The following is a 5,930-nucleotide window of genomic DNA, read 5'->3' on the forward strand; positions in this document are numbered from 1 at the left end:
CCTCAGCCAGACAAACGTGCGCCAGAACGAGAGCTTGTTATTCGTTTAGGCGGCAACATGGAGCGTTATATCTGGACTATTAATGGCAAGAAATTTAGCGAAGCTGAGCCATTGCAAGTTAAGTATGGCGAACGTATTCGTTTGAAGTTCGTGAATGACAGCATGATGGCTCATCCAATGCATTTACATGGCATGTTCATGCAATTGGAAAATGGTCAGCAAGCTGAAAACTTGCCAAATAAACATACCGTTATTGTTCCACCAGGAAAGACAGTTACTGCGTTATTAACAGCCGATGCCTTAGGAGAATGGGCGATTCATTGCCATCTGCTTTATCACATGAGTGCAGGGATGATGAATAAGTTGATTGTGGCTCAAGTGAATGATGGGGCAGTAGATGCATCTCAAGCCCCTGTTCAATCTGAAAATGAAAAAGGAGCTAGTCATGCGCATCACTAAGTTATCTTCTCAAATGATATGTTGCGGTATTTTCTCTTGCGTATCGGTTCTTGCTTTGGCACAAGAGCCCTTAACACATGATCATTTACGCGAACATGGTGGACAGATCTATCAGGCAACAAAAATTGATACTGGCTGGACTCAAAATGAAGAAGGAGAAGGTGGTTTTTCTTCTGAATTAGAAACTTGGGTGGGAACTGATGAAAATAAATTATTCATTAAAGCCCATGTTGAAAAAGCTGAGTCAGAAGATGCTAATTATGGCGGTTCAGTACTTTATAGTCGAAATGTAGCTGACTATTGGGATGTACAGGCCGGTGTAAACTACGAACGTTTGCAACGAGAAGATGAAAAGCAAGATCGTTGGGCTGGTGTTGTGGGTTTACATGGCATGGCACCTTACTTTTTTGAAACCGATGCATATCTTTATGCAGGTGAAGACCAGCTATGGAAGTTAAGTTTAGAAACGGAAAGGGACTTGCTCTTTACCCAAAAGTTAATTGGTAAACCTTATTTAAAAGCAGATGTCGTTTTGCAAGATGAATCTCGCTATGCCAGTAAAACAGGTTTATCAAGTTTACAAGCTGGTTTTCAAACCCGTTATGAAATCAACAAAAAGGTCATGCCATTTGTTGATGTGGGTTACGGCTATGAAAAAGGTTTAAAACAAACTGCTTGGCAAACTGGAACCGACTCTGAACATGGTTGGTATTATGGAGCAGGGTTAACACTTAAGTTCTAATTGCCGAACAAAAATTAAGCTTAATGACATGCCATTGGTTTATACTGATGGCATTGTTTTTTGTGTCAGTTATGGTGCACAGATGGCTTTAGAAAAACAAGAGAATCAAATACATTTAAGTAAAACTGGCTCTAGCTGCGGGTGCTCAAGCATGCCGTCTCAGGAGTATTCTACACCTAGTGAAGCTGTGCCTAGAAAGAGCCAATGGGTGAGTTATTATCATATTCCTCACATGGATTGTGCAGCTGAAGAGCAAATGGTACGGATGGCTTTGGCCTCTTACGCTGACGATATTCAAGAGCTTCATTTTGACTTGCCAGCACGGCATTTGGCGATTTATCACAGTGTTCAAGCTGAAAAGATTACTCAAAGTCTGCAACGTTTAGGACTAGGGGCGGAATTACAACAAACGCAGCCACATTATGAGCCTGTTGAAAAACCTAAAAAGGTTCGAGCTAGTTCTTCAACCAATGCAGCACAAAAGCAAGTTTTACAATGGTTGTTACTCATTAATGGCGTCATGTTTGTCATTGAGTTTATGGCAGGTATTATTGCTTCATCGACCGGATTAATTGCTGATTCACTTGATATGTTTGCCGATGCTGCAATTTATGGCATTGCTTTATTTGTGGTGGGTAAAAATCTAAATGCACAATTAAAGGCTGCTCATCTTTCAGGATGGTTCCAGTTTGGCTTAGCCATAATTGTATTAATTGATGTGTTGCGCCGTTTTATTTACGGCAGTGAACCCGTTTCAATTCTCATGATTTTAATTGGTGGATTGGCTCTGGCAGCCAATATTAGTTGCCTTTATTTAATGAGAGACCATAAAGAGAGCGGGGCACATATGAAGGCGAGTTATATCTTTTCTGCAAACGATGTCATCGTCAATTTAGGTGTCATTGTCGCGGGAATATTAGTTGCCATCACAGGTTCTCCTTATCCTGATTTAATGATTGGATTAATTATTGTTTTGTTTGTCTTAAATGGCGCACGAAAAATTTTACAGTTAAAAAATGAATAAGATTTTCTAAGACAGGCAAGCTTTAGATAGGGTTTGCCTTCATTTTTTATTTTAAAGTAAACTGAGTCCTCACATAAAGGAGGAACGACCTCCCCCATATTGGGTCATCATGTCGGGACGACCTGACACTATAAAAATTAGTGAATGTTATGGCTTGGGCTATTTTAATTTTAGCAGGTGTATTTGAAATCATTTGGGCATATTCTATGAAAATGTCCGAAGGTTTTACACGTTTAACCCCTAGTGTTATTACCGTAGTTTTTATGATTTTGAGCGTAATTCTACTTTCAATTTCAATGAAAACTTTACCCCTTGGCACTGCCTATACGGTTTGGACAGGAATTGGCGCAATCGGGTCATTTCTAGTCGGTATTTTCTTTCTTCATGAGCCTGTTGGCGCTATGCGAATGATTGCCGCTGTATTGATTGTGTCAGGTTTGGTTTTAATGAAAATTTCATCGCCTTCCTAAGAGAATAAAACTATGTTGCTGTCTTATAAGTATATCAATTCGCCTGTTGGACAATTAAAGCTGGTTGCGAATGAAAATGCTTTGGTGGCAATACTCTGGGACAATGAAAATCCAAAACGTGTTCGACTGGCCGAGCTAGTCGAACAACTTGAGCATCCAGTATTATTAAAGACCGAACAACAATTAAAAGAATATTTTGAAGGTAAACGCCGTGAGTTTACATTGCCACTAGATTTCGAGGGGACTGCATTTCAAAAGCAGGTCTGGTCTGCTTTATTGACCATCCCTTATGGTGAAACAAGAAGTTATAAAGATATTGCTGTTCAAATTGGCAATGAAAAAGCGGTGCGAGCCGTTGGCGCGGCAAATGGCAAAAACCCGATTTCAATTATTGCACCTTGTCATCGTGTCATTGGTGCGGGCGGTGCTTTAATTGGTTTTGCTGGTGGGCTTGATAAGAAAGTTATTTTATTAAAACTAGAGCAACAATGAGCCGTTTTTGCGCTCGATTTTTTTAGACTTTTCTACTAAGCTGTCCTCTATGATATTTCATGAAGAAAGTGCTTCATGGCATCGCTTTTTTTGAAATATTGATCTTATTCAACAAACTTTGGATGTTCTAAAAATGGCTGTCGGTGACGTAACAATGCCACAAATGCATGTGGTAAAAGGTGTAAAAATTGGCTCAACAGAAGCATATGTACGTTACCAAAACCGACGAGATTTAGTCATTTTTGAGTTTGCAAAAGGTTCAAATGTTGCTGGTGTATTTACTCAAAATGCATTTTGTGCAGCGCCTGTTCATGTTTCTAAAGCTCATCTTGCCGAAGGTAATCCTCGTTATTTAGTGATTAATACAGGTAATGCCAATGCAGGAACTGGACCTACGGGTTTGAAAAATGCTCAGGATACTTGTGCAAAATTGGCGGAGATCGCTGGGGTAAACAGTTTTGAAGTTCTTCCGTTTTCTACGGGTGTGATTGGTGAGCAACTTCCGATGGAACGTTTACTTGCTGGTCTTCAGCCTGCATTAAATAGCGTACAAGAAGCGGCTTGGAATGATGCTGCATCTGGCATTATGACCACAGACACAGTACCTAAAGGTGCATCTGAACAATTTGAACTTGATGGCATTACTTATACCATGACAGGTATTAGTAAAGGCGCCGGAATGATTCGCCCGAACATGGCAACCATGTTGAGCTTTGTAGCAACAGATGCACCTATTAGCCGTGATTTAGTACAAAAGCTACTAAAAACCACAGTTGAGCATTCATTTAACCGTATTACGATTGATGGCGATACCTCAACAAATGACTCTTGTATTTTTGTTGCAACAGGTCAGGCGGGCGGCGCTGAAATTACATCGGACAGTGATGCACGCTACACTAAAGTGTTAGAAGTACTTGCTCGTGTGATGAATCGTTTAGCACAGTTAATTGTTCGTGATGGTGAAGGCGCGACGAAGTTTATTACTGTGGCTGTAGAGGGTGGCGGTAACATTCAGGAGTGTTGTGACATTGCTTATAGCATTGCGCATTCACCACTCGTTAAAACTGCACTTTTTGCATCGGACCCGAACTGGGGACGTATTTTAGCTGCGATTGGCTATGCAGGAGTTAAAGACCTAGACGTGTCTAAAATTCAAGTGTGGTTAGACGACGTACAAATCTGTAAAGATGGTGGCGCAGCTGAAGACTATACCGAAGAAGCGGGCGCGCGCGTTATGGCTCAAACCGAAATTACCATTCGTGTTGATTTAGGACGTGGTCAAGCCAAAGACACGGTATATACCTGTGACTTATCTTACGACTATGTCAAAATTAATGCTGATTACCGTTCTTAAATATCAGTTATAATCAAGCCTCGACAAAGAGGCTTTTTTATTAGCCCTAACTTTTGATATTAAATGATTCAATCCGTAAATCATTTAAGCAGTAACGTTATATGCGAGCAGGTATGCCAGCATGAAGGATAGAGAAGACGTTTTATGAGTGATGCGACTTTAATTGCCAACGATGCAAAAAACATTGTACAAGCGCATTTAGACCGTTTAGGTGAGCCAAAAGACAATCGCTTAAGTGAAGAAGCCAAACAACAAAAGTTTGCACAGATCGAAGCAGAGCTCAAAAAACGTGATGCTGTCCTTGTTGCTCATTACTATTGCGACCCTGAAGTACAGGAGCTTGCCGAAAAAACAGGTGGATGCGTTTCTGACTCTTTAGAAATGGCCCGTTTCGGACGAGATCATGCTGCCTCAACACTGGTTGTTGCTGGGGTCAAATTTATGGGAGAAACAGCTAAAATCCTGTCTCCTGAAAAAACAATTTTAATGCCGACACTTGAGGCAACCTGTTCACTCGATTTGGGCTGTCCAGTTGACGAGTTCACAGCATTTTGTGATCAGCATCCTGACCACACCGTAGTTGTTTATGCCAACACATCGGCTGCTGTTAAAGCACGTGCAGATTGGGTGGTGACTTCAAGCTGTGCTGTAGAAATTGTTGAGCACCTAGATAGCTTAGGCGAAAAAATTATTTGGGCACCAGATCAGCACTTAGGTCGCTATATTCAAAAGAAAACTGGTGCAGATATGTTGCTTTGGGATGGCGCATGTATTGTACATGAAGAATTCCGTGCACGTGGCATTGCCAACATGAAAGCACTGTACCCAGATGCGGCTGTATTGGTACATCCAGAGTCACCAGAGTCGGTTGTAGACATTGCAGATGCGGTAGGTAGTACCTCTCAACTGATTAAAGCTGCACAGACTTTGCCAAATGAAAGACTCATTGTGGCAACTGACCGTGGTATTTTCTACAAAATGCAGCAAGCGGTACCTAATAAGATTTTGGTTGAAGCGCCAACAGCAGGTGAGGGGGCAACTTGTCGTTCATGTGCTCACTGTCCGTGGATGGCAATGAATGAACTCGATGGAATTTTAGAAGTTTTACAAAAAGGTGATCAGGAAATACACGTCGAACCAGCGCTTGCTGAACGTGCCAAAATGCCTTTAGATCGAATGTTAGCCTTTAGTGCATCGTTAAAGCGTTAAAAAACCTCAAAATGCTTGTTAAATATACATTTGATAAGGATTTTTAACTTTTTTTGACAATAGGTGTTGACGTCTGAGGGCGTCGCGCCTAGAATGCACACCGTACCGCACGATGTGCGATACAGCAAAAGCTGAGATAGATCGGAGCATAGCACAGCCTGGTAGTGCACCTGGTTTGGG

Annotated in this window: 7 protein-coding genes; all 7 read left to right on the plus strand. The window is 41.3% G+C overall.

Annotation, left to right across the window (positions count from 1 at the left end):
* Positions 1-459, plus strand: a 459-nt coding sequence (locus UC75_RS22380; RefSeq protein ID WP_228137487.1) for a multicopper oxidase domain-containing protein, incomplete at its 5' end; no start/stop codon positions are given.
* Positions 446-1,201: a copper resistance protein B gene (locus UC75_RS17855; protein ID WP_049838356.1), complete on the plus strand. Its 756-nt coding sequence runs from the start codon at positions 446-448 to the stop codon at positions 1,199-1,201. The genes UC75_RS22380 and UC75_RS17855, both read left to right, overlap by 14 nt.
* A 28-nt stretch (positions 1,202-1,229) precedes the next feature.
* Positions 1,230-2,225: a cation transporter gene (locus UC75_RS17860; RefSeq protein WP_049838357.1), complete on the plus strand. Its 996-nt coding sequence runs from the start codon at positions 1,230-1,232 to the stop codon at positions 2,223-2,225.
* Positions 2,226-2,374: 149 nt separating this feature from the next.
* Positions 2,375-2,695, plus strand: a complete 321-nt coding sequence (locus tag UC75_RS17865) for a DMT family transporter (protein ID WP_004794435.1) — start codon at positions 2,375-2,377, stop codon at positions 2,693-2,695.
* Positions 2,696-2,707: 12 nt separating this feature from the next.
* Complete coding sequence (locus UC75_RS17870) at positions 2,708-3,187, plus strand: methylated-DNA--[protein]-cysteine S-methyltransferase (protein WP_049838358.1); 480 nt, start codon at positions 2,708-2,710, stop codon at positions 3,185-3,187.
* Positions 3,188-3,320: 133 nt separating this feature from the next.
* Complete coding sequence (argJ, locus tag UC75_RS17875) at positions 3,321-4,541, plus strand: bifunctional glutamate N-acetyltransferase/amino-acid acetyltransferase ArgJ (RefSeq protein WP_049838359.1); 1,221 nt, start codon at positions 3,321-3,323, stop codon at positions 4,539-4,541.
* A 144-nt stretch (positions 4,542-4,685) separates the two neighbouring features.
* A complete protein-coding gene (gene nadA, locus UC75_RS17880; RefSeq protein ID WP_009390598.1) occupies positions 4,686-5,750 on the plus strand; it encodes a quinolinate synthase NadA in 1,065 nt (354 codons plus the stop codon).
* The last annotated feature ends 180 nt before the right edge of the window (positions 5,751-5,930 follow it).

Source organism: Acinetobacter sp. V2 (assembly GCF_001188385.1).
In the GTDB taxonomy this organism is placed as follows: domain Bacteria; phylum Pseudomonadota; class Gammaproteobacteria; order Pseudomonadales; family Moraxellaceae; genus Acinetobacter; species Acinetobacter oleivorans.

What these genes read in the sequence shown, in the direction of transcription:
- UC75_RS17855 (WP_049838356.1), top strand. Translation starts at nt 446, where the DNA reads ATGCGCATCACTAAGTTATCTTCTCAAATGATATGTTGCGGTATTTTC.
- UC75_RS17860 (WP_049838357.1), top strand. Translation starts at nt 1,230, where the DNA reads ATGCCATTGGTTTATACTGATGGCATTGTTTTTTGTGTCAGTTATGGT.
- UC75_RS17865 (WP_004794435.1), top strand. Translation starts at nt 2,375, where the DNA reads ATGGCTTGGGCTATTTTAATTTTAGCAGGTGTATTTGAAATCATTTGG.
- UC75_RS17870 (WP_049838358.1), top strand. Translation starts at nt 2,708, where the DNA reads ATGTTGCTGTCTTATAAGTATATCAATTCGCCTGTTGGACAATTAAAG.
- argJ (WP_049838359.1), top strand. Translation starts at nt 3,321, where the DNA reads ATGGCTGTCGGTGACGTAACAATGCCACAAATGCATGTGGTAAAAGGT.
- nadA (WP_009390598.1), top strand. Translation starts at nt 4,686, where the DNA reads ATGAGTGATGCGACTTTAATTGCCAACGATGCAAAAAACATTGTACAA.